We start from the raw sequence: 25880 nt of genomic DNA, 5'->3' as shown, positions 1-25880 counted from the left end.
TAATTGATAGTACCAAATACTTACTTTATGTCCTAGGTACTAAGGAGGTCCAGAACCTGTTTCGAGGCTTCTTTAGTATCTACTTTATCAATGATCTTTTTTATAATTCCTTCTTTATCAATTATAAAGGTTTTTCTTGCTGTTCCCATGTATTTTTTGCCATACATGTTTTTCTCAACCCATACTCCGTAAGCTTCTACAATAGTTTTGTCTGTATCAGAAATCAAAGTAAATGGAAGCTGGTATTTATTGATAAATTTTTGATGAGATTTCTCATCGTCTGTACTAACACCAATGACACTATATCCCTGCTGCTGCAATGATTGATAATTGTCACGAAAATTGCAGGCTTCCACGGTGCATCCTGGAGTATCATCTTTTGGATAGAAATACAAAATCACTTCTTTGCCCGCAAAATCACTTAAAGATATTGTATTACTGTTCTGATCTTTTGAGGTAAACTTTGGCGCAATATCGCCTTCTTTTAATTCTGCCATGTTCTTATTTATAAAAAGTTGCGTTATATGTACTGGTGTTGAGTTTCATGTCTGTCGCAGTAAACTGCAAATGATGTCTTCCCGGGCTCAAACTCTCTTCAAATGTATGCCATAAAGTAGATGTTTTAAAATCATACTCGAAAAGAACCCATTGGCCGTCTATAGTTCCTTTAAAAGAACGAATGCCCGCCAAATTATCCGATAGCTTTAAAATAATTTTACTAATGCCGGCCATTGATTTTCCATCAGAAATATTAGCAGGCCGGATAACCGGGGCCGCTGTATCAGCTTTAATAAAAAAGCTTCCGAAAGCTTTTGGGCTGGCTCTAATATACCCATTTTCGTAAACTCCACCCTGATAGATGCCACGGGCATCGACGATTACAGCTTTTCCCATGAGCTCTTCGGACATAGAGACATCTGGTTTTATCCATAAATGATAATTTTTATGCACTGGAATTAAACGTGTGTGAATATTATGGATGAAGGAATACCCTCCAGCAGGCACACGGCCATTAACCGAATATTTTAAGTCGATGTCGCTATATAAGGCTCCTTTTGGGATCGCGACTTTCATTTTATCGGTTATATAATCGGTGGAATCAGTGAACCTAAACAGTTTTATCCCTTCCGCTCTTTTCTGAGGAATAACAGATTTAATATTCCTTTGTATCGCGAAATTTAACCTGCTCGTATTTCCTTTTACATCTTTGACGATGTACTGCAGCTGATGTATTGCATCATCCGACAAGGAGATGATACCGTTGTTTTTTACCTCTTTATAAATAGCTAATGGATTTCCTGGTTCTACAATACTTTTCTGAATGGTTCTGTTGGAAGATATCAATGCCGGATAATCAATGTGAGCATTTATTGCACGGCTATTTTCAAAAGAAAATTTTTCAAGCACTGAGGTGTAAATAGTTTTTCCGTCTAGAAGAAGTTCAATGGAGTAAACTCCGTTTTTGTTCCCTCCGGGTGTTTGCTGGTCATAAACACTTATCCCAAAACCCACTTGATTATTAAAATTGATTACGGGGTTTTTATTCAATAAATAGGTTCCATTCGACCCGGTTACCTGAAAATATTGGTTGTTGGTATTTTCAGAGAACGGATTTTGATCAATGCGGTACATATACAACCCTGTAAGAATTGGTTTAACGTTGTCCGGAATTTTAATGCCAAAAAGTTGCGGGTTAATGGTTTCTTCTGTTTTTGTATCGCGCAGTTCGAAATGCAGATGAGGGCCGCCGGAGCTTCCTGTATTACCTGACCATGCAATAATATCCCCTTTTTTTACTGGGATTTCGATAGAAGCAAGCGGAAAATCCACATCAAATGATTGTCTTCTGTACTGTAAATCTTTAACAGTTTGAGATATTCTCGTATTAAAGCGTTGTAAATGCGCATAAACAGAGGTGTAGCCATTAGGATGATTTATGTAGACCGCATTTCCAAAACCCCCAATCTGAACCCTCAGTCTCGATATATAGCCATCTGCGACAGCAAAAACGGGATAACCTTCCCGTTGATTGGTTCTATAATCAAGCCCGGAATGAAAATGATTGCTCCTTATTTCCCCAAAAGAACCTGTCAGAGATGGGGATAAATCAAGGGGAGGGCGGAACCCCTGAGGATACGAAATGCTTTTTAAAGTATCCTGTGAATATAAATTTTGATTAAGAATCAGGTTTAGAATTATAAATATGATTTTTTTTCTATTTAATCTCAAAGTCAAGTAGTTTTTCTTTTTCTATGTACCCAGTTAACTTATCTCCAATAACTATTCTTCCTACTCCTTCAGGAGTTCCGGTAAAAATTAAGTCGCCTTTTTTAAGGGTTATATATTGAGAAATAAACACTATTAACTTTTCAAACGAAAATAGCAGGTCTTTTGTGTTTCCAATTTGTACAGTTTTACCATTAACATCCAGATGGAAATTAATATTGTATAGGTCATTAAAGGTTGATTTGTTTACAAACCGGCTTACAGGAGCTGAATTATCAAAAGATTTGGCCAGTTCCCACGGCAATCCTTTTTCCTTATGTTTTTGTTGGATATCACGGGCGGTAAAGTCAACCCCCAGTCCGATTTCATCAAAATAAGAAGATGCAAATTTTTCAGAAATGTGTTTTCCTTCTTTTGATATTTTTAGAACCAGTTCAATTTCATGATGTATTTCTTCAGAGAAATCAGGTATGTAAAAGGGTTTGTTATCTTTTAAAACCGCCGTATCGGGTTTCATGAAAATAACAGGAGAACCTGGAATGTCGTTATTTAATTCTTTGGCGTGCTTAGCATAATTTCGCCCGACAGCAATGATTTTCATGCCACGAAGATATATTAATAAACAGGCTTAATAAATTTTACAGGATGGAAATTCTCTTTATGATAGTTTCATTACCAACAATAAGCCGGATGAAATAGTACCCGCTGTTGAGTGAAGATGAAATAGGAAATGAATTTATTTGTTCACCCGCGGGTAAACGTTGCGATAATAAAGTGGTGATTTCATTACCTAAAATATCCATGATTTTTATGGTAACATTTGAATCTTTGTTCACAAAATATGACAGATTCAAATGGTCCGAAACCGGGTTTGGGTAAACTTTTACGTTGCTCAGCACCTTAAGATCAGCAGACGAAGCTGAGTTTTTTGTTGATTGAGTAGTATTGCCTGATGCCGGAATTGTCCGGATATAAGAGGGTTTAAATGGGATGATGTTAATTTTTACAGATTTTACTGCTGATGGCTTTCCGGGCCTTGTATCTGTGATTTTTGAAATAGATTTCGGACTGCTTTTTTTTAAAGAATCAGGAATACCTTCTACTCTTTTAAATAGATCATTTTTACTAACGAAAGCCGCATGGGCACTCATTAATAAAAAGCTAAATAAAATAATAAGTGAGTAGAGTTTTTTCATCTAATAATGGAATAAAACAAATTTAAAGATAAATTATTTATAAACTTTATTTTTCGAGTGTTAATTAGGGTATTTAACACTTTTTAACACTCAAATACCATACCGTTAATTCATATAATGTGCGCTGATTATCAGCTTTGTTTATTGAGTGTCAAATTGTACATTTGAGCCCAAGTTAGAAAAAGATCGGTGGCACATCAAAAAGACCTTCACAAACTTTCAGCAGCAGGTTTACTGGTAAGTTTAGGGATTATTTACGGAGACATAGGTACCTCCCCTTTATATGTTTTCAAGGCCATAATTGGTGAAAGGATAATTACTACAGATTTAATCCTGGGAGGACTCTCGTGTATTTTCTGGACATTAACTCTACAGACTACCATCAAATATGTAATAATAACATTACGGGCGGATAACAAGGGTGAGGGCGGGATTTTTTCTCTGTTATCTCTTGTTAAACGACGCGCTAAATGGCTGGTTATTCCAGCTATGATCGGGGGAGCATCTTTACTTGCCGACGGGATGATTACTCCGCCCATCACAGTTTCTGCGGCTATTGAAGGTTTGAGGATATATAATGCTAACCTGCAGACTATTCCGATTGTACTAGCTATAATTTCAGGTTTATTTATTGTTCAGCAGTTCGGAACCTCATTTATAGGGAAGGCCTTTGGGCCAATAATGTTTATATGGTTTACTATGATGGCTCTTCTGGGAGCTTTTTATGTAGTGGATTTACCCCAGATATTTAAAGCTGTAAATCCCTATTATGCTTACCATATCATTGCCAGCACTATTGATATTAGTAACAACGATTTCGGCGCTCTTTATATCATTGCCGCGGTTTTTCTATGTACTACAGGGGCCGAAGCTTTATATTCTGATCTGGGACATTGTGGCCGTTCAAATATTCGGATTAGCTGGATTTATGTAAAAACCTGTTTGATTCTAAATTATTTTGGACAGGGTGTGTGGTTATGGCACCATCAGGGCACTAAATTAATGGACAAGGGAACTGATCTGGCACTTAATCCTTTTTATGAGATAATGCCAGGATGGTTTTTGATATTTGGTATTGCAATTGCAACCTGTGCGGCTGTAATTGCCTCTCAGGCTATGATTTCCGGGTCGTTTACTCTAATATCAGAGGCTGTCCGTTTAAACTTATGGCCTAAAGTCAAAATTAATTATCCTTCCAATAGGAAAGGGCAATTATATGTACCCTCAATAAACTGGCTGCTCTGGTTGGGCTGTATTGTGGTTGTTGGGATTTTTAGAGAATCTGCTAATATGGAAGGGGCTTATGGTTTAGCGATAACTCTAACCTTCATGATGACCACAATTTTAATGTGTGTATACCTGCAGCGAAAAAGGTTCCCCACCTATTTGATAGTGATTTTTGCTACGATTTATGGATCGCTGGAGCTTCTTTTCCTTGTGTCAAACCTGTCAAAGTTCTTACATGGTGGTTGGTTTACTTTGTTGCTTTCGATACTGTTTTTCTCGGTTATGTACGGATGGTCGTCTGCAAGGAAGATCAAAAACAGGTATGTGAAATTTGTTGAGATTGACGATTATTTCCCTATTCTGAAAGAGCTGAGTGAGGATTCTTCGGTTCCAAAATATGCGTCTCAGCTTGTTTACTTAACAAGCGCTAATTTCAGTTCGGAAATTGAGTCTAAAATCATTTATTCTATCTTGCAAAAACAGCCCAAAAGGGCCGACGTTTACTGGTTGGTGCACGTGGATGTAACTGATGAACCCCATACACTGGAATACAAAGTGGAGTTTCTTGTTCCGGGCAAACTTATAAGAATAGATTTCCGACTTGGATTCAGGGTTGAACAGAGAATAAATGTTCTTTACAGGATGGTAGTGGAAGAGCTGGTTAAAAAGGGAGAGGTGGATATTACAAGTAGATACGATTCGTTAAATAAACGTCAGATCATTGGCGATTTTAGATTTGTTGTACTTGAAAAAATCATGTCTAAAGCCAATAAATTATCGTTCAGAGAACGCCTGATTATGGATTATTACTTCCTTTTGAAGCATTTGAGCTTATCAGAGGAACGCGGTTTTGGTTTAGATTTGAGCTTTGTAACAGTGGAGAAAGTGCCACTGGTTGTTTCTTACCACGAAAATATTCAACTGCAGAGAATTGTCTGAAAAGTATCTGGTATTTAGTACGATGTTCATGAAATTATAAAGACATTGTGAGATGCCAGAATACTTATACATTCAATCTGCTATTTTTGTAACCATAGGTAAAATAGATAATTAAACCTATTGCCAACCAGATCAAAAATCTTTCCCAGCTTTGATACCCTAATTCGGTCATCAAGTAAAAGCAGCTTAGTAAGCCCATTACCGGGATAAGGGAAAGGTTTTTTGTGAAAGAAAGCCATGCGATCACAACAGCAAGTATGATAAATAAAAAGTACGGAAGATTATCTTTGTAATTATGCCAGTCTCCCTGCATCTGGAATAGTTCCGATACAGGTCCCCAAAAAACTATAAAACCCGCGATGAGCAATCCCGGAACAATGTATTTTGAATTAATATAGGGTATTCTAAATCGCCCTGGTTGCATATTCTTATCTTTTTCCAGCACCAAAACTCCTCCGCAAACTAGTACAAAGGCAAACAAGGTTCCGATGCTGGTTAGATCAGTTACTTCTGTTAAGTTCATAAACAGCGCAGGTATGGCTACGACAAAGCCGGTCACTATTGTCGAAAAGCTGGGGGTTTGATATTTGGGATGAATACGGGAAAATGCCATAGGTAAAAGCCCATCTCTACTCATGCTCATCCAGATACGGGGCTGCCCCATTTGAAATATTAGTAATACACTGGCGGTGGCAATAACTGCGCTCACTGATATAATGTAACTAATTTCATCCAGGCCCACTCTCTTAAATACAAATGCCAATGGATCTGCAACTTGCAATTCACTGTAATTAACCATTCCTGTTAATACTAGGGCGATTAAAATATACAACACTGTGCATATTATTAATGAATAAATCATGCCTTTAGGCAAGTCCCTTTGCGGATTCTTGCATTCTTCGGCAGTTGTTGAAATAGCATCGAAACCGATGTAAGCGAAAAATACTCCAGAAACCCCCTTCATAACCCCTGAGAACTCATTGGGAAGAAACGGACTCCAGTTTGCGGGAGTAATATAATGAGCTCCTATTAGTATAACACCGATCACCACAGCTATTTTAAGGATCACCATGGCATTGGTTGCTCTTTTTGTTTCACGGATACCGATGTAAACCAGATACGTTATAAATACTACAATCGCGAGAGCTGGTAGGTCGGCTATAAATTTAATATTGCCAAACCCGGGTGCATTGTTCCAGGCCAAAGCTTGATATTTTACCGTGTCGGTAATTTCTTCCAAATTGCCTGATGAGGTCAGTTGTGCGAGTTTTTCACTTCCTCTCATTGCGGATAAATAATCCATAGTAAGATTTGCAGGCATATAGATATTAAATCCTTCAAGCAAATTGGTGAAATATTCACTCCAGGAGATGGCTACCGCTATGTTACCAATAGCATATTCCATCAGGAGATCCCAGCCAATAATCCATGCAATTAGTTCTCCGAACGACGCATATGCGTAGGTATAGGCGCTCCCGGAAACGGGTATTCTTGATGCAAATTCAGCATAACACAATGCTGAGAATCCACATGTTATAGCGGTTAGAATAAAAAGTAAGGTAACACCGGGGCCTCCGTCAAATGCCGCCTGACCGATAGTTGAAAATATACCTGCACCAATAACCGCTGCTATGCCCATAAAAGTTAAGTCTCTTACACCTAAAACTTTTTTTAAATGGGTAATCCCGGATTTTGCGTTTTCAGTATCGGTAAAGCCTTGCTCTATATCCGTAAGAATAGTTGCGATTGTTTTTTTTCGGAAGTAATTATTAGCCATTTGCAGAATTTAATCAACTATTTCAAACATAGAAATAATTGATTTACTATCCGCCGCGTTTTTTCTTTAAATAAAATAGTATTCCCACAATAATTAATAAAATTAATCCTGCTCCGATGTAAATGGAGGTGTTACCTGAGGGAGTGTCTCCCGTTGTGTTCTCAGGCGATGTAAATTGGCTTTCTACATCTATTGCTGGAGGGATTTTGATAGATTCAAAGAATAATTTGCTTTCAGGAGCAGCATATTCCTCATGTATATCCTGGAAAAGGTATTGAAAGGTATAGGTCGCACTGTTCTCATGTAATATTCTGATATTTCGGAGCTGTTTCCCGCTTCCGCTGTCTACAGCTAATGTGAAATCTTTTACGTGCAAATTTCCTAATAAGGTATCCTTTTCGTTTATGATACTTCCATCCTTAGCAGATGATCTTATGCGGCTTACAAAGTTGTCATAATACGAGTTCAGGTGTCTTAATTTTTCGATATCGGGAGTTGTGGAAGGATTATCAGACTGCTTAGTAATCTGTATATAACCGAATGAAGTTTTCGCTGTAAAGCTGGTTTGCCCCAGCGTGTCAACCTTTGTAAAATCGGTGGGTAACGAAACTTGAACCGAGTCGTCTATTTTGTAAGGTTTCCATTCCTGAGAGAAAAGTATACTCGGAACAAAGCATAGAAATAAAAGAAAGAGGGTTTTCATCTTCTGATAACTCCCAAGGGTTCAGGAAAGTTTTAAAAGTTCTTCTTGTTTTATGTCGATGTTATTGTTTATGTTGCTGATTAGTAATAGGTTGAGATGGGGTAGGGCGGGAATTTCAACGGGAATCGTGTGAAGTATAATGATCCAAAGAGCCCTGAAATCAAGACTCTTTGTTCATCGGATAATGGTTGTTTAAAACTTAATCTTCCAGTTTTTCCTGCTCTTTTTTTATAAATTTAGCAAGCTCATGCACATAGTCAGAACTGAAATTGAATTCAATACCTGCAGTTTTATAAATTTTTTTGATGGTTTTGGTATAGCCTAATTTAAGAGCTTCCAGATATTTTTCTAATGCCTGCCCGGGATTTTCTTTGTAGTTTTTCCAAACTGCTATTGCGCCTAATTGAGCGATTCCGTATTCAATATAATAAAACGGAACTTCAAATATATGAAGCTGTTTTTGCCATAAGTTTTCCAAAGCGTCCTCATAACCTGTCCAATTGGTAAAGTTATTTCCAAAAGGCTCAATAATTTCCTTCCAGGCCGTTTTTCGTTGGGCGGTAGTATGTTCAGGGTTTGTGTAAATCCAGTGTTGAAACTGATCTACAACAGCCACCCATGGAAGGGTTTTCAGTACATCGCGTAACTGATCCTTTTTCGCTCGTTTTAAATCTTCTTCATTATCGAAAAATACATCCCACTTATCCATTGAAATTAACTCCATACTCATGGATGCTAATTCTGCCACTTCAGAGGGGAGGTGTTTAAAGTCGTTCAATTCTAACTCAGCGCTTATAAAAGTATGAACAGCATGTCCGCCTTCATGAACCATGGTGGTCAGGTCACGAAACGTGTTTGCCGAATTCATGAAAATAAACGGAGCTCCGGTTTCTGCCAACGGATAATTATAGCCTCCGGGAGCTTTTCCCTTACGACTTTCGACATCAAAAAGCCCATTTGTTTTCATTATTTCCAGACGCTCACCTATATATGGATTTAATGCCTGGAAACATGTTATAGATTTATCAATTAGTTCCTGCCCGTTGCTAAAAGGTTTTAAAGCTGGTTTGCCAGATGTGTCGACATCCATATCCCAGGGTTTTAACTCGTTCAAGCCCAGTGCAGCCCGTCTTTTTTCCGCCTGCTTTTGTAAGATCGGAACAATTTCTCTTTCAATAGATGCATGGAATTTATAGCAGTCATGAGGAGTATAATCAAATCTGCCCAGTGCCTGAAACATATAATCACGGAAGTTTTCAAAACCAGCATTTAAAGCTACCTGATGGCGAAGCTTTAATAGCTCATTAAACAGATCATCAAGTTTATCTTTGTCTTGCAGGCGTCGTGCTGTGATTGCTTCCCATGCTTGTTGTCTGATATTTCTGTCTACATCTTTTAAAAAGACCGAAGCTTGTTCTAGAGTATATTCCTTTCCATCAATTGTAACGCTCATCGCTCCGGTTATGGATTGATAGGTTTGCTGTTTAACCTGAATTTCGGTTAATAACGGAATGTTTTCTTCCCTGAAAAGTTGTAAGGCTTTTTTTATGCTTCGAATAAAAACAAAGTATTTGTCTTTATTGAGATTATTTACAAAAGGACTGTCGATTAGTTTTTTATTAAGGTCATTAGAAATAGGGGCGATTTTAGGTTCTATTTCTGTAGCGAAATATTGGAAACTTTGTAATAATTCTTCGTTAGCCGTATCGCAGGTCATGCGAATATAACGCCAGGCAAAATCTTCTTCAAGGGCAGCTTCCAGCTCACTGCGATCTTTTAACCATCGTTCTAAGTCTTCAACAGAACTAATCGTCCTGTTCTTTAATTCCAGAAATAGAGGTTCAAGTTTCTCCCAATTTATTTCAAGGTTTTCCGGAACAAATATTCTTGGCTTTTTGGCTATCATGATTTTGTATTTAATCCTGCTAAGTTAAAATGAGATCATGTTGTTTTAGAATTTTTGTGAGAATAAAAAGTTTCTGACAGATGTTGAATGCCTTGAAGGTATGAAACCGGCGTTATCCCGAAAGCTTTTTCGAATTTGGATGAGTTTAAACTATAGTCGTATTGGTATTGATAATACATTTCTACAGTGTTTTTTATGAGCGGGTTGAATATGCCTATTGATTGCAGCATAAATTTATTGATTCTTGTGTGTTTCGGTTTTGCATGGAATATATCAGCTGAAAGCCTGATAAACTCATTTCCTTTCATGGCGGGGGCAGTAGGCAAATGCCATATCTGATTATCGCTTGCCGGGGTTTGGCCAAGAATGAACATTGCTTTTGCGCATCAGGTACATATGTAAATGAATGCAGTGTTTCGGAATTCCCCAACCATTGTGGCATCTGTTTTTTTGAGAGTTTATCCAGTACCATCATATCGAAAAAACTATTGCCCGAATCTGTTGCTCCATAAAAGTCGGCGGCCCTTGCAATGCTTGCTTTAATGTTTCCTGTTTTAACTTCGTTCATTAAGTGCATAGCAATTTTAGCTCTGACTTCTCCTTTTACACTGATTGGATTGTATTCAGTTTCTTCGGTCATCGCTCCATTTACAAGCCCATACATATAAACGTTATCAAAAAAGATAAATCTGGCTCCTGTTTCTTTTGTAACGTTGATTACGTTTTGCATGATTTTGGGCCATTGTTCCTGCCATATGTTTTTGTCGTATTTTAAACCCGCACATAAATAGATTACCTCCGAGCCATGACAAGTGTTAAGAGTTTCCTGGTAATTTAAAAGATCGGTTTTTTCCCAGGTCGTTTTCCCTGAGGTCTTTACGGGATTACGACTCGCCAATCTAACTGGGTGATTTGTTTGTTACAATTCGTGTGCAAGTGCATTACTTATTGGTCCGCCTGCTCCTAGTATGGTATGCATGTTTTTCTAATTTATTAATCAAAACTACCGCACCCGAAATACTCGGAACGTTAACAAAAGATAAGAAATTTCCTAATGATCTAAGAGACTCTGATCTGGTTAACCGGTTCCATGATCCGTTTTCTGATCCTGGAGAGAGAAACAGGCGTAATGCCTAAAAAGTTAGCAATATAATGCTGTGGAATGCGCCTGATGATATTCCTGTTGTCTTTTAGTAGAGATAAGTATCTTTCTTCCGGGCTTTGCATGACAAAAGAAGTAACCCTGTCCTCATAACAGATTAAATAGTATTCGGCAACCAGTCTGCCGAAACGTTCAATTTTATAATTTATATGCTCGTTTGCTAAAAGTTTATCCAGTCCTGCTTTTGAAAAAATTATAAGACTCGTATTCTCAATAGCTTCGATCGAAGTAGAGGAAGGCGTGCCTGTTAAGAAACTCTTGTAAGCACTTATCATATCGTTTTCGAGGCAGAAATAATCTGTTATTTCTGCCCCTTCTTTTATATTGAAACACCGGAGGGAGCCCTGAATAATAAAGCCAACTTCAGTGCATAAATTGCCTGCTTCAACGAAATAGTCTTTCTTCTTTAGATTTCTGGAATAAAGTTGTTCTGCAAATATTATCCATTCTTCATCTGTAAAGCTGATGAACTTTTTTAAGAAATCCCTAAAAAGGGAAAGGTGAAGGTGGGATAGTTTTTCCAACTCAGAATTAATGGGTTCTAAAGTAAACATCTAACAAAAAGAATGCTGCAAATATAACGGATGCAATGCCGTTCGTCGTTCCGAATGCTAGATTTACCCGGCTTAAATCGTCGGGCTTTACAAGCCGGTGCTGATAAATTAATAGGGCGATAAAGAAAATTATACCAGTGATATAAAACCATCCAAGGTCGGTATAGAGTAAAGGCATGGATATAAAAACCACACTTAGTACATGGAGCAGGGAAGAAATCAATAAAGCCTTTTTTCTCCCTAATACAGATGGAATAGAGTATAAATTGGCGGTTTTATCGAATTCATCATCCTGCAAAGCATAAATAATATCAAAGCCGCTAACCCAGCAAACTACCGCCAGAGAAAAGAAAATGGGTAAAAGCGCAAATTCGCCTGTAACTACCAGGTAGGCACCGATAGGAGCCAGGCCTAAACCAATCCCTAAAATAAGATGACAAAGAGGGGTAAATCGTTTAGTGAAACTATATCCTAAAATCACAGCCAGTGCTACAGGAGATAAATAAAAACAGAGTGGATTAATAAAATAGGTGGTAAAAATAAAAAGAGCACAATTTATCAGTGTAAACAGCAAGGCATTTTTTGCAGGGATCCGGCCCGCAGGAATATCTCTGACAACTGTTCGGGGGTTTTCAGCATCAAAGTTTCGGTCGAGATAGCGGTTAAATGCCATCGCAGAGTTTCTGGCAAAAATCATGCATAGTATCATAAATACCAGGCTCATCCAGCTGAATGTGTTCTCTGTAGTTGTAAGCGCCAGAAAAAATCCTATAAATGCAAAAGGCATTGCAAAAATGGTATGTGCAAAAAGGACTAGTGAAAGGTATTTCTTCATCTGATTTCTTAGATGTGAGATTTTAGATTTGAAACGTGTAGTATTATTCTATAACCGGAGCTTTAAACTCTTTGTTTATTTCAGCGATAAGCGAAAGTATTTCTTCACGGCCCTCTTGTGTCTCCGAAGAGGTTATAAACTGCTGCGGCACTTCTTCGAATGAAACCAAGAGTTCTTTTTTAAATGCAGCTACGGTTTGTAATGTTTTATGTTTGGATTGTTTATCCGCTTTTGTGAAGACCAACAGGAAAGGAATTCCGTGTTCGCCTAACCAAAAGCAAAATTCTAAATCTGTTTTTTGAGGCGGTACACGGCTGTCAATAAGTACAAAAACGCATTGTAAGCTTTCGCGATTTTTGAGGTAGTACTTTATAAAACGCTCCCATTCGCCACGGCTGGTTTTGGAAGCACGGGCAAATCCATAACCGGGTAAATCAACAATATACCATTTATCGTTTATTAAGAAATGGTTTATAAGCTGGGTTTTTCCGGGAGTTTGTGAAGTTTTAGCTAAACCTTTTTTTTGGGTAAGCATGTTTATCAGAGAGGATTTTCCGACATTTGATCGTCCGATAAATGCATACTCGGGCAAAGCCGGAGGAGGTAGTTTATCGGTACGTGTATTGCTGCATTTAAATTCGGCTGTATGTATAAGCATCGCGGCAAAGGTACAATTTTATAAAACTATAACTCTATACAAGCACGATGAATACATATACAACACCAGCTACAACCCGCATCGGCCATGTACACCTGAAAGTTTCGGACATAGACCGTTCTTTGGCCTTTTACCAGGAAATACTTGGTTTTGAAATCACCCAGAGGTATGGTGAAGGAGCGGTTTTTCTTTCAGCAGGCGGATACCATCATCATATTGGGTTAAATACATGGCAGAGCAAAGGTGCCGAGAAAGCACCGGCCAGGGGCGTGGGGCTGTATCATGTGGCGATCTTGTATGCTGAAAGGAAGGAACTCGCTGAAGTAGTAAAAAATTTATTAGATAATGAATATCCCATTAGTGGTGCTGCTGATCATGGTGTGTCGGAAGCAATATATTTAAATGATCCGGACGGAAATGGAGTTGAGCTTTATTGGGACCGGCCGAAAACTGATTGGCCCTTCGACGCTGAAGGAAACTTGCAAATGATCACCGAACCTTTAAATATTCACGGACTATTGTCATTAATAAGAGAAAGTTAAGGTTCAAAAGATTATTCAGATTAAATAATTGCCATCTTTGCAGCGATATGCCTCAGTCAGTAACTCCTTACAAAAATGAAAATGCTACCAAAAAAGAACAGGTGGCTACTATGTTTAATAATATTTCAAAGACTTATGATTTCTTAAATCACTTCTTATCTCTTGGAATTGATATTATCTGGAGAAAAAAAGCTATTGCTGAGTTGAAAAAAGATAATCCCAGGTATATTTTAGATGTGGCAACAGGCACCGGTGATTTTGCTTTCGAATCTCTGAAAATCCTTAAGCCTTCAAAAATTATAGGCGTTGATATTTCACAAGGCATGCTTGATATCGCGGCAGAGAAAATTAAAAGGCGCAATCTTAGCGAGAAATTTGAAGTCCGTTTAGGCGACTCGGAAAAGCTTCTTTTTGAGGACAATCAGTTTGACGCTGTAACTGTTGCCTATGGTGTCAGGAATTTTGAGAATCTTGAAAAGGGTCTTTCAGATATGCTCAGGGTTTTAAAACCAGGCGGAAAAGCGGTGATTCTGGAATTTTCCAAGCCAAAGGTTTTCCCAGTAAAGCAGTTGTACAGCTTTTACTTTCATTACGTTACACCATCTATCGGAAAGATTTTTTCGAAAGATAATAGCGCCTATAAATACCTTCCCGAATCGGTTGAAGCATTCCCCGATGGAAAGGAATTTGTATTATTGATGGAAAGAGTGGGATACAGAAATACCAAAAACCGCCCGTTGGCGTTTGGTATTTGTTCAATTTACACCGGTATTAAATGAAGAAACGGTTACAGCTGATAATTTTATTTCTTTCAATAGGTGTTTGCTCTTTTGCTCAGAGCGGGCAGGGCGGTAACTGGGGTGGTGGTGTAGACGAACAAGTATTTTCTCCCGGTTTTACTTTTCAGTATCTTTCCTCCGAATACAAAATTTATAAGAAAGTTGACTGGCAAAGGCCGTATCCAAATCCGGATGTACCAGGACAATTTCTTACCGACTCATTAAAAAGTATCAGTTCGCCATTAAGTCCGGGTTTCGGACTCGGATTTATCGGGGCTTTCAGGTTAGGCGATAATACTGATTTCAGAATCACACCAGCACTGGTTTTTTTAGACCGTCTGATAAACTATGAGTATGCAGATCCAGAGAAATTTCGTCAGCAAAAAGTAGCGACAACTACCGTAGAATTTCCGGTAGGCCTTAAATTGAAATCGGATAGAAGGCTGAACTTTCGGGCTTACCTGTTAGCTGGTGGGAAATATTCGATGGATATCATTTCAAAAAAGAAAACTGATGATTCAGGGTTTGCTCTGACCGAGAAATTCGTCAAGAATCAAAAAAATATTCTTTCTTATGAAGTTGGCATCGGATTCGACTTTTACTTTGAATATTTTAAACTATCCCCCGAATTTAAACTTTCTAACTCTATCAATAGTGTATTAAAGGCGGAAGATCATCCTTATTCGTCACCTTTAGATAAGCTCTATACCCGGAACTTCCAGTTTAGTTTATATTTCGAATAATTAAATCCCCCATGTTTTTTGTAAATGCTAAAAGCATTTATAGTATTTTCGCCTCTCAAACGGTATGTCAAAAATCGCACTAATAACAGGTGCCACAGCGGGAATCGGTGAGGCCTGTTCAAAACTATTTGCCAAACAGGGATATAATTTGATCCTTACGGGCAGGCGTACAGAACGGTTACTGCAAATTCAAAAGGAACTTTCAAAAAATGAAGATATCAGAGTAATCATCCTCACTTTAGATGTCAGAAATAAAGAAGATGTGGAAAGGCAGCTTCAGACTTTACCGGAGGAATGGAAAGTGGTCGATGTTTTGATCAATAATGCCGGACTTAGTTTAGGTTTGGAACCGATACACGAAGGAGATACCGATGACTGGGATACTATGATTGATACCAATATCAAAGGTTTGCTATATGTGAGCAAAGTCGTATCTAATTGGATGGTAAAACGTAAAAACGGACATATTGTTAATCTTGGATCTATTGCAGGTAAGGAAACATATGCAAACGGTAATGTATATTGCGCTACTAAACATGCCGTTGATTCACTTAATAAAGCCATGCGTATAGATTTATTGCCTTACGGGATAAGAGTGACAGGAATACATCCGGGTGCTGTGGAAACAGAGTTTTCTGAAATTCGTTTTAAGGGAAATAATGACAGGGCAAAAAAAGTGTATGAAGGATTTGAGCCATTGAAAGCTGATGATATCGCCGATACAATTTGGTTTGTGGTATCGCGACCTTCGCATGTTAACATTAACGATCTGGTAATTATGCCAACAGCACAGGCTAACACAGCGCATCTGAAGAGGAGTGAATGAATGAATGAATGAATGAATGAATGGAATGCTCACTCTTCTCTCATTCAATAAATATATATTATGCTTGAACAAGAAATAAATAAGGAAATAAAAGCAGCAATGCTTTCTAAAAATGAAGCCCGCTTACGGGGACTTCGTGCTATTAAGGCAGCTATTCTACTTTCTAAGACCGAAAAAGGTGCATCTGAAGAGATCACAGAGGATACAGAAATTAAGGTTTTGCAAAAACTTGCGAAGCAGAGAAGGGAGTCTGCTGAGATTTATAAGACTCAGAACCGGGAGGATTTGTATAAAATTGAGATTGAAGAGTTGGAAGTTATTGAAGGTTTTCTTCCGAAACAACTGACCGAAGATGAAGTCCGTGAACAAATTAAATCTTTAATTGAAAGCAGCGGTGCCTCTTCAATTAAAGATATGGGGAAGGTGATGGGCCTGGCAAATAAACAATTGGCCGGAAAGGCCGACGGAAAAATGATTTCTGAAGTAGTGAAGCAAATGCTTTCATAGGCGTAAATGCGATGATCTTTGTTATCTTCGCAAAAAGCTTATTTTTATTACATATTAATTAACGATATTAAAATTTACTAAACATTTGTTTAGATAATATGAGTCTTAACATAATAGAAGAAAACGGATTTAAATATATTGAAGAAGGTGAAGGAGATGTGCTCTTGTTATTGCATGGTCTTTTTGGGGCACTAAGCAATTGGGAGGATGTTACCGACCACTTTAAATCACGATACAAGGTTGTTATTCCCTTATTGCCTATATACGAACTCCCGCTATTAACAACAGGTGTAACGAGTCTTTCGAAATTTCTGTACAAATTTGTTAAGTTTAAAAAACTTAAAAATATCTGCGTACTGGGAAATTCGCTGGGAGGTCACGTGGGATTGATTTTTACGCTTAGCCACCCTGAGTTTGTTAAAGCACTTATACTTACCGGAAGTTCTGGTTTATATGAAAATTCCTTTGGTGGTACATTTCCCCGCAGAGAGAGCTACGATTTTATAAAAGAAAAAGTGGCTTTAACTTTTCATGATCCGAATTTTGCAACAAAAGAGTTGGTAGATGAAGTTTTTGAAACTGTAAACGACAGAGGAAGGGTAATCCGCATTCTTTCCATGGCTAAATCTGCTATTCGTCATAACCTGTCTAAAGACCTGCATAAGATCACTATTCCCGTTTGCTTGATATGGGGCAGGAACGATACAGTTACTCCGCCAGATGTTGCCATAGAATTCCACAACATTTTGCCGAATTCTGAGTTAAATTGGATAGAGAACTGCGGACATGCACCGATGATGGAACAGCCCGAGGAGTTTAATATGTATTTAAAGAAATTTTTAGAACGTGTTTTGCTGAAATAGTTAAAGTGTATGATAGCTCAACAGATCATATCTGATGTGATTCCCCCTTTAAAGCCTTCCGATACTATTCAGAAGGTTGTTGAAAGGATGGCAGAGTTTCGTGTGAATCATTTGCCCATTGTTGTTGAGAACCAGGTTCTCGGACTAATTGCTGATGAAGATCTGATTGAAATCCAGGATTATGAATTAGCTCTGGAAAATGTTAAACTTTCTATAAGTAATGCTTTCATAAACCAGGAGCAACATATTTACGATGTTATCAGAATGTTTGCAGAAAAGCGTTTAACTCTGCTTCCGGTTATCGACGAACACAAAAATTATCTGGGCGTTATTTCTATCAATTCAATTGTGGAGTATATTGCCGACCTGACATCGGTAAAAGAGCCTGGTGGTATCATTGTTATAGAAATCAACAACAGAGATAACTCTCTTTCTCATATATCTCAAGTTGTTGAATCAAATAATGCACAGATATTAAGCTCATATATCACTTCTTTTCCAGAATCTACCCGTTTAGAAATCACCCTTAAATTAAACAGAACCGATATTTCTGCCATTGTAGCTTCATTTTTAAGATACAATTATACAGTCGTTGCTACTTATAATGATATAAAATCTGATACCGGGTCATCCGACAGGTATGATCAGTTAATGAACTATCTTAGTTTCTAAAATCAAGCATGAAGATTGCAATTTACGGTAGAGAGTTCAGTAGTGCCGCTCTTCCCTATATACAACAGGTATTTGATTGCCTCATACAATTTGGAATCGAACCTATTGTTTTCGACAAATTCAGCCAGTTCATCTCAGGGAAAGTTTACTTTCCCAAAAAGCTTCAGGTATTCCAGAATCATAATGATTTAAAGGGGCAGGTTGATGTATTATTAAGCCTGGGAGGTGATGGAACTATTCTGGATATCGTGACGCTGGTGCGTGATTCCGGGATTCCGGTTATCGGTATAAATTTTGGACGGCTGGGTTTTTTAGCAAGTATCAATAAAGATGAGATTCAATCTGCAATAGAGCGTTTAGTGAATAAACAGTTTACCCTCGATTCACGTGACCTCTTAAGTATAGATTCGAAGAATAATATTTTCGGAAACGAAAATTTCGCTCTTAATGACGTAATTATTCATCGCCGTGACAATTCAGCAATGATGCTTATTCATGCATACTTAAATGGGGAGTTTTTGAATTCATATTGGGCCGATGGTTTAATCGTTGCCACACCTACAGGGTCTACAGCATATTCACTCAGCTGCGGTGGACCAATAGTTTTTCCCCGGTCAGAAAATTTCGTAATTACCCCCGTTTCTCCGCATAATTTAAATGTAAGGCCTGTTATTATCTCCGATTCAAATACCCTGTCTTTTGAGTTGGAAGGGCGTAGTGCAAAATATCTTTTATCTTGTGACTCAAGAACGGAAGTAATTGATAGCTCGATGAAATTTAATGTTAAAAAAGCTGATTTTCAATTTAATCTTGTTCGGTTGAATAATGAAAGTTATTTATCCACGTTAAGAAACAAATTACTTTGGGGTATTGATACTCGCAATTATTAAGCCTTCAAGTAATTTTTTTTATCTTTTATCCAAGGTATTTTATCTCTAAAAGAAATCAGTAAAACACTGTGAACATAAAATTTTCTGCGCTTCTTCCGGTTTTTGTCCTGTTTCTTTTAAGCAAATCGTCTGCCCAAACCTGGGACGTAGGCGGCTTTGCCGGAACTGCAGGATATATGGGGGATTTAAACCCTGTTAAACCTTATGAAATTAATAATATAGCTTTTGGAGGCTACATCAAGCGAAATTTTGATGGTTATTGGGCGCTGAAATTAAATGCGGCTCATGGTAAAATAGAGGCTTATGATTCCGATTCTAAAAACGCTCATTTTAAATCCCGTAACCTGAGTTTCTTTTCCCCGGTCAATGAGTTAAGTTTACTAACTGAGTTCAATTTCTTTAATTATATCCCTTCCGTTAGTCGAAAAGCATATACTCCATATCTTTTTGCAGGCGTCGGATTTGTGATGTTTAATCCAAAGACAGTTTATAATGACGAAGTTTATGAATTAAATGCATATAGAACCGAAGGGCAGGATGTAAATAAACCCTATAAAAAAAATGCCCTGACCGTTCCGATCGGTGCTGGTATCAAGTTTAATTTTTCCGGCAAATGGACTCTGGGAGGGGAGCTTGGTTACAGAACAGCATATACAGATTACCTGGATGATGTTAGCGGAAACTATGCCTCAGATAGTCAGTTGGCGATGGGCGATGTTACCAGCACAGATTTAAGAAGAAATCTTGCCGACAGATCGCCAGAAGTTGGATTTCCTCGTCATTCTGCAGGAACACAAAGGGGTGATTACCGGAAGCATGATACTTATTTATTTCTTGGCATTACAATCTCCTACACCATTTTTAATGAAAAATGCCCTGTAGTAGATTATTAAATACATAATTCGAGCCTTATTTCGGTTTGTTTATCTCTTGAAAACAATACGCATATTTTCTTACCTTTGAGCCCCAATGCGGGCCTTGGTGTCTTCAAATAAATGATGAGTTTACTCCAGCAAATTGATAAAACTAAATTGCCGCAACACATTGCTGTAATTATGGATGGAAATGGCCGATGGGCCAAGGAGAAGGGAAAGCTTCGCGTGTTCGGGCATCAAAATGGCGTTAAAGCGGTTAGAGATACCGTGGAAGGCGCTGTAGAAGCGGGGATACCTTATCTCACTTTATACGCTTTTTCGACCGAGAACTGGAACCGGCCTAAGTTTGAAGTTACTGCGCTCATGGAATTATTAGTTTCTACAATCAACAGAGAAACTAAAACACTAATGGATAACGACGTTCGTTTAAACGCAATTGGTAATTTAGGTGCTCTGCCTCCAAAATGTTATAAACAGTTGCAAGAGGCGATTGATAAAACATCAGGCAATAAATCATGCACGCTGACACTGGCATTAAGCTATAGCTCCAGATGGGAAATAGTGGAAGCCGCACGGAAAATTAGCGAACAAGTAAAACAAGGAGTTTTAAATCCTGAAGATATTAACGAAGAAATTTTTGCAGGTCAGCTGACCACCGCTGGTATTCCTGATCCGGAGCTGATGATTCGTACAAGCGGCGAATATAGAATTAGTAATTATTTGCTATACCAACTGGCATATTCGGAGCTGTATTTTACTCAGAAATTATGGCCGGATTTCCGCAGGGAAGATTTATTTGAGGCTATTATAGATTTTCAAAAGAGAGAGCGCAGGTTTGGCATGACAGGCGAACAGGTTAAAAATTTACCTTTTAACAAAAATTAACAACTGATTAAGCTAATTTAGCACCGACATTAAGACTCAATGAATAAGTTCTTTATAACATTATATTTTCTGGTATTTGGTTCTGTTGCAATGGCCCAGATTGGGCGTCCAGCAGCGCCAACGCAACGCCGTCCGATCACATCTTCTCCCGATGGAATAAGTTATTTAAATCCTAAAGAGTATATAATCGGCGGTACAACCGTAACAGGGACCGAGTATTTGGATAAGGAAATCCTCGTTCAGATTTCAAAATTAACAAAGGGAGAAACCATTGAGGTTCCTGGTGAGGCAACTGCCAATGCAGTTAAGTTTCTATGGGCTCAGGGTTTATTTGATAACATTGAGCTTAATGTATCAAGTATTAAAGAAGATACCATCTACTTTAATATTGCCGTTACCGAGCGTCCCCGTTTAGCCCGTATTGAGTTAAAAGGGATGAAGAAAGGTGAAACGGATGATATAAAAGAAAAATTAGTCGACCGTAAGGGAAAGGTAGTTAATGAAGGTCTTTTGAGTACCACCACTGCTATCATAAAGAAATTTTTTAATGAAAAAGGTTATTTATACACTGATGTTAGTTATAAACAAACCCGTGATACCTCATTAACAAATGATGTAGTGCTCGAAATTAGTGTAGATAAAAATGAGAAGACAAAAGTTAATGAAATCAACTTTAGCGGTAATTCTGAATTTAATGACAATGAATTAAAAAAGCTTCTCAGGAAAACAAAAGAGAAATCTTCGATTAACATTTTCCGTACCGGGAAGTTTCTTCAGGACAAATATGAGGAAGATAAGCGGAACATGATTGCCAAAATGCACTCCAGGGGGTATCGCGATGCGGAGATTGTGAAAGATACCTTGATATTAAATCCTAATAATACGGTAAATCTGGATCTTAATATTTACGAGGGACCTAAGTATTATTTCGGAAATGTAACTTTTGCGGGTAATGCCGTGTATTCTACAAATGATTTGAACAGGATCCTTGCAATCAATAAAGGAGATGTTTTTAGTGAAGAAAAGTTACAAAAGAAGATAAATGGCAGTGCAAATGGTGATGATATATCGTCAGTATACTTAAACAACGGTTATCTTACATTTAATGCTGATCCAGTGCAAACGCGGGTACATGGTGATACTATCGATCTTGAAGTTCGTATTTATGAAGGTCCTCTTTATACGATAAATAAGGTATCTCTTAAAGGCAACGATATTACTAACGACCGCGTGGTGATGCGTGAAATACGTACCAAACCAGGTGATAAGTTTAATAAAGATCTGGTAGTACGTACCACCAGGGAAATAGCAGCTCTGGGTAATTTTGATGAACAAAAAACCGATGTGAGACCTATTCCTAATCCTGCGGACGGAACGGTGGATATCGAATATAGTGTTACTGAAAAGCCTTCTGATCAAATTGAGTTATCCGGAGGTTTTGGCGGAGGACGTATAATCGGTACGCTCGGATTGACTTTTAATAATTTCTCTGCCCGTAATTTGTTCAATTTAAGTCAGTGGAAACCCCTTCCGAAAGGTGATGGGCAAAAACTGAGTATTCGTGGTCAAACGAACGGGAAAGCATACCAGTCTTATAGTTTCTCTTTCTCAGAACCCTGGCTTGGCGGTAAAAAACCTATTTATTTCGGTATAAGTGCCTTTACTTCTTTGCAATCAAATCAGTATTATGATAACATTCCTGATAATCAGATTCAACGCATCCGTTTAAATGGTCTGACCTTCAGTTTAGGACAGCGTTTAAAATGGCCTGATGACTGGTTCAGAATTAACCATTCCATTAATCTTCAGCAGTATAAATTAAAGAACTATCCGGGCTTTTTATTTAATACCGGTACATCGTATAACTTTAACTTGACTCAGGAAATTAGCAGAAATTCTGTAGATGCGCCAATTTACCCTACTTCAGGGTCGCATATAAGATTAACTGTTCAGGCCACACCTCCATACTCGTTATGGAACAATACCAATTATAAAACAGCAGTTGATGAGGACAGGTATAAATTTACAGAATATCATAAGTGGAAATTTGAAGCACAGTGGTATCAGCGGATTTATGGTAAGCTGGTATTAAAAACACAGGCCCAATTTGGCTTCCTTGGTCAATATAATTCTGCTGTTGGTCAATCTGCTTTTGAACGCTTTAAGCTTGGTGGTGATGGTATGCAGGGCTTTGACTTTTTGCAGGGATCTGAAGTTATCGCAATGCGCGGATATGAAAATAATAGTGTAATCCCCGAAGGTTCAAATCCTAATATCGCTCGTAACTCAGGTAGTCCGATCTTTAATAAATATATAGTTGAGTTCAGATACCCTATTACAACCAGCCAGCAGGCAACATTATTTTTGCTGACTTTTGCTGAAGGCGGTAATACCTGGAACAATTTCAAGGATTTTAATCCGTTTAATGTTCATCGATCTGCCGGTGTGGGTGCCAGGATATTTTTACCGATTTTTGGTTTGCTAGGGATTGATTACGGGTGGGGCTTTGATCCAATTCCCGGAATCCAGTCGAGTAAAGGACAATTCCATTTTAGCATAGCACAACAACTTAACGGCGGATTTTAAATTATAAAAAATATTTGATGGTAAGGTTCTATATGCCAGAACCCATTCCTTGAAATAAACTATCTGACATTCTAAAAATAACCAACGAAAGCTGCATGAGTTTACCGCTCACAAACCAAGATGAATAACTCATGCAAGCCCGTCCGAACAAAGCCGGGCGGACTTTATAGACACTAAAAAAAAATATATCTAATGAAAAAATTGCTTTTAATATTTTCTTTCATATTTTTCGGAAGTATTTCGGCTTTTGCACAACGTTTCGCTTACGTAGATACTGAGTATATTTTACAACATATACCAGAATATATATCGTCACAGAAACAACTGGATGCGCTTTCGCAGCAATGGCAAAAAGAAGCAGATAATCGTTTTGGTGAGATCGAAAGATTATATAAAGCCTATCAGGCAGATCAGGTTTTATTAACTGAAGATATGCGCAAGCGTCGTGAAAACGAAATAGTAGAAAAGGAAAAATCAGCTAAAGAATACCAGCGGTTAAAGTTTGGTTTTGAAGGCGAACTTTATCAGCAACGTATAAAGCTTATAAAACCTATACAGGACAGAGTCGCTGGTGCAGTAAAGGCAGTGGCGGAATCAGGTCAGCTAGATATGATTTTTGATAAAAACAGCGATCTTATACTCTTGTATGCAAGTTTACGTTTAGATAAAAGTAATGATGTAATAACCCGTTTAGGATATAAACCGGGAACACTGGCTAAATAGAAAAGGACAATCAACAATTAAATTAGAAAATGAAAACATTAGTAAAAGTAGCAGTAGTAGCAGTCGGATTATTTTTCACGGGTAGCACTGTTAATGCACAACAAAAATTTGCACACATAAATTCAGCAGCTTTGCTGGAAGTAATGCCCGATGTTAAACAGGCAGATGCGAAATTTCAAACTTTCCAAAAGCAAAAGCAAGGTGAAATTGAATTGATGCAGACTGAATATCAAAAGAAATTAACAGTAGCTCAGGATAAAGAAAAGACCTTAAGCGAAGCTAATAAAGCAGCTGTAGGTAAAGAGCTTGAAGTTATGGGAAAAGAACTTCAGGATTTAGGTAAAAGAATTCAGGATACCGGTGAAAAGGCAAAGCAAGAATTAGCTGCTAAACAGGATGAACTTTATCAGCCTATATTTAAAAAAGCCGGAGATGCTGTGAATGCAGTAGCAAAAGAAAAAGGCTTTGCTTATGTTTTTGATGTATCTCAGCCTGGTGTTGTTTATTTTGATGGCGGTGAGGATATTTTGGCTTTGGTAAAAGCAAAATTAGGGATACCAGCAAACGCAACTCCCGCAACTGCTAAAAAATAATTAAATAAAAAAACTAGTGTAAAGCGAGGCATATTCTGCCTCGCTTTTTTTGTTTATAGCATTATTTCATTCTCTTGGCCATTAGCCAAGAAAATATCCATGGTATTGTTTAAGTTTGCAGCAGCATTTTAAACATTGAATTTCTATATAACATATCTCTTAGTAGCGGTATTATTATTCTCTTTCGTTGCTGTTTTCGCACTATTTGCTGTTTATGCAGAGCGAAAGGTCTCTGCTTTTATCCAGGATAGATTAGGTCCTATGGAAGTGGGCAAGTATGGAAGTTTGCAAACACTTGCCGATATTCTTAAGATGCTGCAAAAGGAATTCATTATTCCTGCAGCTGCCGATAAAATTTTATTCGCCGCCGCCCCTGTAATAATTTTTCTTTCGGTGTATATGGGTTTTGCAACTTTACCCTGGGGACCAAACCTGGTTCCATCTGCACTTAATATCGGAGTTTTTTATGTGTTCGCTATTGTTTCAATAGAGGCAGTGGGAATATTAATGGCTGGATGGGGCTCTAATAATAAATATTCGCTTCTTGGTGCTTTACGTTCTGTTGCCCAGGTGGTCTCTTATGAAATTCCGGCGGGCATAGCGATTATATCGTCTATTATGATTGCTCAAACGCTCGATTTGCAGCAAATAGCGATTAAGCAGGGCGTGTTGTCTGGTGAAGCGATTAAGTTTTTTGGATTTTGGAATGTGAAAGAAATCGGTGGTTTCTTTGCATGGAATATTTTTCAGGCTCCACATCTTATAATCGCTTATGTGATTTATTTCATCGCCTCCTTGGCAGAATGTAACCGTGCGCCCTTTGATATTCCTGAAGCGGAATCTGAACTGGTATCGGGGTTCCACACTGAATATACAGGCATACGATTTGCTTTTGTCTTCCTTGGAGAATATTCCATGATGTTTCTAACCGGAATGTTTGGAGTTGTTCTGTTCCTGGGAGGATGGAATACTCCCTTGCCTAATATCGGTTCTATCCATTTAGCTGACTGGACAACCGGTCCTTTTTGGGGAATATTCTGGATTGTATCTAAAGTGATGCTTATCGTTGGGGTTCAAATGTGGTTGCGCTGGACCTTGCCACGCTTAAGAGTAGATCAGCTGATGAGTTTGTGCTGGAAAGTTCTAACTCCTATAGCATTTTTATGTATGATGATTTCTGGTGTCTGGGCTTTATTAGTGATATAATTGAGGA

The 25880-nt window shown here is 38.0% G+C and carries 26 protein-coding genes; 15 read left to right on the top strand and 11 right to left on the bottom strand.

From position 1 onward, the window contains the following. Nucleotides 1-32: 32 nt before the first annotated feature. The 4 genes from bcp to WG906_RS01985 are packed head-to-tail and all read right to left on the bottom strand — an operon-like array spanning nucleotide 33 to nucleotide 3422. Nucleotides 33-497, bottom strand: coding sequence for a thioredoxin-dependent thiol peroxidase (gene bcp / locus WG906_RS02000; RefSeq protein WP_339990841.1), 465 nt, complete (start codon nucleotides 495-497; stop codon nucleotides 33-35). 4 nt (nucleotides 498-501) lie between these two features. Next, nucleotides 502-2229, bottom strand: a complete 1728-nt coding sequence (locus WG906_RS01995) for a M23 family metallopeptidase (RefSeq protein ID WP_339990840.1) — start codon at nucleotides 2227-2229, stop codon at nucleotides 502-504. Next, a complete protein-coding gene (locus tag WG906_RS01990) occupies nucleotides 2216-2827 on the bottom strand; it encodes a fumarylacetoacetate hydrolase family protein (RefSeq protein ID WP_339990839.1) in 612 nt (203 codons plus the stop codon). Before WG906_RS01990 ends, WG906_RS01995 begins: the two co-directional genes overlap by 14 nt. Nucleotides 2828-2864: 37 nt before the next feature. Next, entirely contained in the window at nucleotides 2865-3422 is a 558-nt protein-coding gene (locus tag WG906_RS01985; protein WP_339990838.1) for a T9SS type A sorting domain-containing protein, read from the bottom strand. Between the two features lie 189 nt (nucleotides 3423-3611). Here WG906_RS01985 and WG906_RS01980 point away from each other — a divergent pair, with 189 nt between their 5' ends. Further along, complete coding sequence (locus WG906_RS01980; RefSeq protein WP_339990837.1) at nucleotides 3612-5588, top strand: KUP/HAK/KT family potassium transporter; 1977 nt, start codon at nucleotides 3612-3614, stop codon at nucleotides 5586-5588. A gap of 64 nt (nucleotides 5589-5652) precedes the next feature. On the opposite strand, the gene WG906_RS01975 is transcribed toward WG906_RS01980, so the two are convergent. From WG906_RS01975 to yihA, 7 genes are all read right to left on the bottom strand, one after another. Further along, on the bottom strand, nucleotides 5653-7365 hold the full coding sequence (locus tag WG906_RS01975) for an amino acid permease (RefSeq protein ID WP_339990836.1): 1713 nt from the start codon (nucleotides 7363-7365) through the stop codon (nucleotides 5653-5655). A gap of 46 nt (nucleotides 7366-7411) precedes the next feature. Next, a complete protein-coding gene (locus WG906_RS01970; protein ID WP_339990835.1) occupies nucleotides 7412-8068 on the bottom strand; it encodes a hypothetical protein in 657 nt (218 codons plus the stop codon). 199 nt (nucleotides 8069-8267) lie between these two features. Further along, the gene (locus WG906_RS01965; RefSeq protein ID WP_339990834.1) at nucleotides 8268-9974 is read right to left on the bottom strand and encodes a M3 family oligoendopeptidase; all 1707 of its coding nucleotides are present in this window, start codon (nucleotides 9972-9974) and stop codon (nucleotides 8268-8270) included. Nucleotides 9975-10278: 304 nt separating this feature from the next. Beyond that, nucleotides 10279-10872, bottom strand: coding sequence for a Rossmann-fold NAD(P)-binding domain-containing protein (locus WG906_RS01960; protein WP_339990833.1), 594 nt, complete (start codon nucleotides 10870-10872; stop codon nucleotides 10279-10281). A 161-nt stretch (nucleotides 10873-11033) separates the two neighbouring features. Beyond that, complete coding sequence (locus WG906_RS01955) at nucleotides 11034-11690, bottom strand: Crp/Fnr family transcriptional regulator (protein WP_339990832.1); 657 nt, start codon at nucleotides 11688-11690, stop codon at nucleotides 11034-11036. Beyond that, the gene (locus WG906_RS01950; protein WP_339990831.1) at nucleotides 11668-12525 is read right to left on the bottom strand and encodes a UbiA-like polyprenyltransferase; all 858 of its coding nucleotides are present in this window, start codon (nucleotides 12523-12525) and stop codon (nucleotides 11668-11670) included. Before WG906_RS01950 ends, WG906_RS01955 begins: the two co-directional genes overlap by 23 nt. Nucleotides 12526-12568: 43 nt before the next feature. Continuing rightward, entirely contained in the window at nucleotides 12569-13183 is a 615-nt protein-coding gene (yihA, locus tag WG906_RS01945; protein WP_339990830.1) for a ribosome biogenesis GTP-binding protein YihA/YsxC, read from the bottom strand. 47 nt (nucleotides 13184-13230) lie between these two features. Between yihA and WG906_RS01940 the strand changes: the two genes are divergently transcribed. The 14 genes from WG906_RS01940 to nuoH all read left to right on the top strand — a co-directional run bounded on the left by WG906_RS01940 (nucleotide 13231) and on the right by nuoH (nucleotide 25873). Beyond that, complete coding sequence (locus tag WG906_RS01940; protein ID WP_339990829.1) at nucleotides 13231-13725, top strand: VOC family protein; 495 nt, start codon at nucleotides 13231-13233, stop codon at nucleotides 13723-13725. 47 nt (nucleotides 13726-13772) lie between these two features. After that, on the top strand, nucleotides 13773-14504 hold the full coding sequence (gene ubiE / locus WG906_RS01935; RefSeq protein WP_339990828.1) for a bifunctional demethylmenaquinone methyltransferase/2-methoxy-6-polyprenyl-1,4-benzoquinol methylase UbiE: 732 nt from the start codon (nucleotides 13773-13775) through the stop codon (nucleotides 14502-14504). Continuing rightward, complete coding sequence (gene porT / locus WG906_RS01930) at nucleotides 14501-15247, top strand: type IX secretion/gliding motility protein PorT/SprT (RefSeq protein WP_339990827.1); 747 nt, start codon at nucleotides 14501-14503, stop codon at nucleotides 15245-15247. Before ubiE ends, porT begins: the two co-directional genes overlap by 4 nt. Nucleotides 15248-15311: 64 nt before the next feature. After that, nucleotides 15312-16073: an SDR family oxidoreductase gene (locus tag WG906_RS01925; protein WP_339990826.1), complete on the top strand. Its 762-nt coding sequence runs from the start codon at nucleotides 15312-15314 to the stop codon at nucleotides 16071-16073. 57 nt (nucleotides 16074-16130) lie between these two features. Beyond that, nucleotides 16131-16580 carry a GatB/YqeY domain-containing protein gene (locus tag WG906_RS01920; RefSeq protein WP_339991511.1) on the top strand — a complete coding sequence of 150 codons (450 nt, stop codon included), beginning with the start codon at nucleotides 16131-16133 and terminating at the stop codon, nucleotides 16578-16580. Between the two features lie 98 nt (nucleotides 16581-16678). Then, nucleotides 16679-17443 carry an alpha/beta fold hydrolase gene (locus WG906_RS01915; protein WP_339990825.1) on the top strand — a complete coding sequence of 255 codons (765 nt, stop codon included), beginning with the start codon at nucleotides 16679-16681 and terminating at the stop codon, nucleotides 17441-17443. A gap of 9 nt (nucleotides 17444-17452) precedes the next feature. Further along, complete coding sequence (locus WG906_RS01910; RefSeq protein WP_339990824.1) at nucleotides 17453-18115, top strand: CBS domain-containing protein; 663 nt, start codon at nucleotides 17453-17455, stop codon at nucleotides 18113-18115. An 8-nt stretch (nucleotides 18116-18123) separates the two neighbouring features. Continuing rightward, nucleotides 18124-19005: an NAD kinase gene (locus WG906_RS01905; protein WP_339990823.1), complete on the top strand. Its 882-nt coding sequence runs from the start codon at nucleotides 18124-18126 to the stop codon at nucleotides 19003-19005. 68 nt (nucleotides 19006-19073) lie between these two features. Further along, nucleotides 19074-19898: a type IX secretion system protein PorG gene (gene porG / locus WG906_RS01900; protein ID WP_339990822.1), complete on the top strand. Its 825-nt coding sequence runs from the start codon at nucleotides 19074-19076 to the stop codon at nucleotides 19896-19898. A gap of 105 nt (nucleotides 19899-20003) precedes the next feature. Beyond that, nucleotides 20004-20765, top strand: a complete 762-nt coding sequence (gene uppS / locus WG906_RS01895) for an undecaprenyl pyrophosphate synthase (protein WP_339991510.1) — start codon at nucleotides 20004-20006, stop codon at nucleotides 20763-20765. A 39-nt stretch (nucleotides 20766-20804) separates the two neighbouring features. Next, entirely contained in the window at nucleotides 20805-23351 is a 2547-nt protein-coding gene (gene bamA, locus WG906_RS01890) for an outer membrane protein assembly factor BamA (protein WP_339990821.1), read from the top strand. 192 nt (nucleotides 23352-23543) lie between these two features. Then, complete coding sequence (locus WG906_RS01885) at nucleotides 23544-24074, top strand: OmpH/Skp family outer membrane protein (RefSeq protein ID WP_339990820.1); 531 nt, start codon at nucleotides 23544-23546, stop codon at nucleotides 24072-24074. Nucleotides 24075-24103: 29 nt separating this feature from the next. Next, on the top strand, nucleotides 24104-24667 hold the full coding sequence (locus WG906_RS01880) for an OmpH/Skp family outer membrane protein (protein WP_339990819.1): 564 nt from the start codon (nucleotides 24104-24106) through the stop codon (nucleotides 24665-24667). A gap of 135 nt (nucleotides 24668-24802) precedes the next feature. Beyond that, on the top strand, nucleotides 24803-25873 hold the full coding sequence (gene nuoH, locus WG906_RS01875) for an NADH-quinone oxidoreductase subunit NuoH (protein WP_339990818.1): 1071 nt from the start codon (nucleotides 24803-24805) through the stop codon (nucleotides 25871-25873). The last annotated feature ends 7 nt before the right edge of the window (nucleotides 25874-25880 follow it).

Source organism: Pedobacter superstes, from assembly GCF_037622515.1.
Classification (GTDB): domain Bacteria; phylum Bacteroidota; class Bacteroidia; order Sphingobacteriales; family Sphingobacteriaceae; genus Paradesertivirga; species Paradesertivirga superstes.
The sequence above is the reverse complement of the archived record's forward strand: the minus strand, read 5'-3'. Positions and strand labels throughout refer to the sequence as shown.

Bases quoted from the DNA above. Each gene is read 5' to 3' on its own strand.
- bcp (WP_339990841.1), bottom strand. From the start codon at position 497: ATGGCAGAATTAAAAGAAGGCGATATTGCGCCAAAGTTTACCTCAAAA.
- WG906_RS01990 (WP_339990839.1), bottom strand. From the start codon at position 2,827: ATGAAAATCATTGCTGTCGGGCGAAATTATGCTAAGCACGCCAAAGAA.
- WG906_RS01985 (WP_339990838.1), bottom strand. From the start codon at position 3,422: ATGAAAAAACTCTACTCACTTATTATTTTATTTAGCTTTTTATTAATG.
- WG906_RS01975 (WP_339990836.1), bottom strand. From the start codon at position 7,365: ATGGCTAATAATTACTTCCGAAAAAAAACAATCGCAACTATTCTTACG.
- WG906_RS01970 (WP_339990835.1), bottom strand. From the start codon at position 8,068: ATGAAAACCCTCTTTCTTTTATTTCTATGCTTTGTTCCGAGTATACTT.
- WG906_RS01965 (WP_339990834.1), bottom strand. From the start codon at position 9,974: ATGATAGCCAAAAAGCCAAGAATATTTGTTCCGGAAAACCTTGAAATA.
- WG906_RS01955 (WP_339990832.1), bottom strand. From the start codon at position 11,690: ATGTTTACTTTAGAACCCATTAATTCTGAGTTGGAAAAACTATCCCAC.
- WG906_RS01950 (WP_339990831.1), bottom strand. From the start codon at position 12,525: ATGAAGAAATACCTTTCACTAGTCCTTTTTGCACATACCATTTTTGCA.
- yihA (WP_339990830.1), bottom strand. From the start codon at position 13,183: ATGCTTATACATACAGCCGAATTTAAATGCAGCAATACACGTACCGAT.
- WG906_RS01940 (WP_339990829.1), top strand. From the start codon at position 13,231: ATGAATACATATACAACACCAGCTACAACCCGCATCGGCCATGTACAC.
- ubiE (WP_339990828.1), top strand. From the start codon at position 13,773: ATGCCTCAGTCAGTAACTCCTTACAAAAATGAAAATGCTACCAAAAAA.
- porT (WP_339990827.1), top strand. From the start codon at position 14,501: ATGAAGAAACGGTTACAGCTGATAATTTTATTTCTTTCAATAGGTGTT.
- WG906_RS01925 (WP_339990826.1), top strand. From the start codon at position 15,312: ATGTCAAAAATCGCACTAATAACAGGTGCCACAGCGGGAATCGGTGAG.
- WG906_RS01915 (WP_339990825.1), top strand. From the start codon at position 16,679: ATGAGTCTTAACATAATAGAAGAAAACGGATTTAAATATATTGAAGAA.
- WG906_RS01910 (WP_339990824.1), top strand. From the start codon at position 17,453: ATGATAGCTCAACAGATCATATCTGATGTGATTCCCCCTTTAAAGCCT.
- WG906_RS01905 (WP_339990823.1), top strand. From the start codon at position 18,124: ATGAAGATTGCAATTTACGGTAGAGAGTTCAGTAGTGCCGCTCTTCCC.
- uppS (WP_339991510.1), top strand. From the start codon at position 20,004: ATGAGTTTACTCCAGCAAATTGATAAAACTAAATTGCCGCAACACATT.
- bamA (WP_339990821.1), top strand. From the start codon at position 20,805: ATGAATAAGTTCTTTATAACATTATATTTTCTGGTATTTGGTTCTGTT.
- WG906_RS01885 (WP_339990820.1), top strand. From the start codon at position 23,544: ATGAAAAAATTGCTTTTAATATTTTCTTTCATATTTTTCGGAAGTATT.
- WG906_RS01880 (WP_339990819.1), top strand. From the start codon at position 24,104: ATGAAAACATTAGTAAAAGTAGCAGTAGTAGCAGTCGGATTATTTTTC.